Source organism: Polaromonas sp. P3_C2, from assembly GCF_056402675.1.
Genome location: NZ_JBFUGX010000792.1, coordinates 1 through 1,700 on the forward strand (window position 1 = coordinate 1; position 1,700 = coordinate 1,700).

The following is a 1,700-nucleotide window of genomic DNA, read 5'->3' on the forward strand; positions in this document are numbered from 1 at the left end:
GTAAAAAACATAATTGAACTGGATGGCTCGCAAGGCGAAGGTGGCGGGCAGATCTTGCGCACCGCGCTGGCGCTCAGCCTGGTGACGGGCAAGCCGTTTCGCATGGACAACATCCGTGCGAAGCGGCCCAAGCCCGGCTTGATGCGCCAGCACCTGGCCTGCGTGAACGCGGCCGTGTCTGTGGGCGGCGGCGTCGATCAGACTTCCGCCGTCAATGCCACCGGTCAGGCGGTGCAGATTGGCGAAACCACGTTGCTGTTCACGCCAGGTGAGGTGCGCGCGGGCGACTACGAATTTGCGGTCGGCTCGGCCGGCAGCTGCATGCTGGTGCTGCAAACCGTGCTGTGGCCGCTGCTCCAGGCCAGGGCCGCCTCCACGCTGCATCTCAGCGGTGGGACGCACAACCCGATGGCGCCGTCGTGTTCCTTCCTGTCGCTGCTGGCACCTTGTTTCGCCGGCAATGGAGAGGCCCTGTTTGACATTGAGTTGCGCCGCCACGGTTTTTACCCGGCGGGAGGCGGGGAGGCGCGCGTGCGCCTGAATCCGCCCACGCAGGGCTTTTCGGCCATTCACCTCATGGAGCGCGGCGCGTTGCTGGAGGCTTATGCCGAATGCCTGCACGCTGGCCTGCCCAGAGGCGTGGCGGAACGTGAGCTGGACGTGCTGCGCAAGGGGCTGGGTTGGGAAGAAGGCTGCCTGCGCGACCGCGGGCTGCGCAGCAACGAAGGGCCGGGCAACGCGCTGTTGGCCGTCCTGCGCTATGAGCACATCACCGAGGTCTTTGCGGCCTATGGCGAAAAGAGCGTGAGTGCCGAGCAGGTCGCCCGCCGCGTGCTGCAGGAGGTGAAGGCCTACCAGGCCCACGAGGCGCCGGTAGGCCCGCACCTGGCAGACCAGCTGATGATTCCCATGGCACTGGCGGGCCTGCAGGGTCGGATGGGTCACTATTGGGCGACGGAGCTGACCGAGCACACCCGCACCAATGCGCGGACCATCGAAGTCTTCCTGCCTGTGAAGTTCTCGTGCGAGCCATGCGGTGGCGGAACGGTGATTTCGCTGCAGGTGTAATGAATGGCCGGGTCATTCCTGGCCGATGCATGCCGATGTGAAAAGGTGCCGTGCATTGCTGGTGTTGAGTCCGGGGCCAGAGAAGCCTTACAGTATGGGCTGGTCGCATGAGGAACCTGCATGTCCAACGGCAAAAATACACTACCATCCGGCGCCCCCGATAAAGCCCAGATCGAGAACGCGATCGAAAAGGTCAATCGGCAGATCAAGATTCTGCGGGCCTTCAAAATATCGGTGACGCAAACCGGCTGGGATTCGAGCGTGGAGTCCCTGCAAAAGAAAGTCAACACCACCCTGGCCGACAGCTTTGGCGTGGGCACGCCCGAATACCGGCAGTTTGCCGTCGCGATACAGGATTTTCTGCTGGACAAGACTTTCGGCGACCGCTTCACGGACGACGAACGCCAGCAAAAAGTCAGGCAAGGGATCGATCTGGCCATCATGCGCGTGAATGCGGCCAAGAAGCTGCTGAGCGACTACCTCGATGGCACTGCAGCGCCGATGGTGGACCCGGTTGTGGAGGCGAAACCGGTGTCACCGCCCCCACCAGCACCAGCACCAGCACCAGCAGCAGCACCAGCAGCAGCAGCAGCAGCAGCACCGGAACCGGAGCCGGAGCCGGAGCCGGAGCC

Annotated in this window: 1 protein-coding gene and 1 pseudogene; both read left to right on the forward strand. The window is 63.6% G+C overall.

The window, feature by feature from the left end:
- The first annotated feature begins 9 nt into the window (after positions 1 to 9).
- Entirely contained in the window at positions 10 to 1,068 is a 1,059-nt protein-coding gene (gene rtcA, locus AC1DWI_RS22015; RefSeq protein ID WP_477668907.1) for an RNA 3'-terminal phosphate cyclase, read from the forward strand.
- Between the two features lie 120 nt (positions 1,069 to 1,188).
- Positions 1,189 to 1,700: pseudogene (locus AC1DWI_RS22020) on the forward strand (hypothetical protein); the annotation flags it as partial.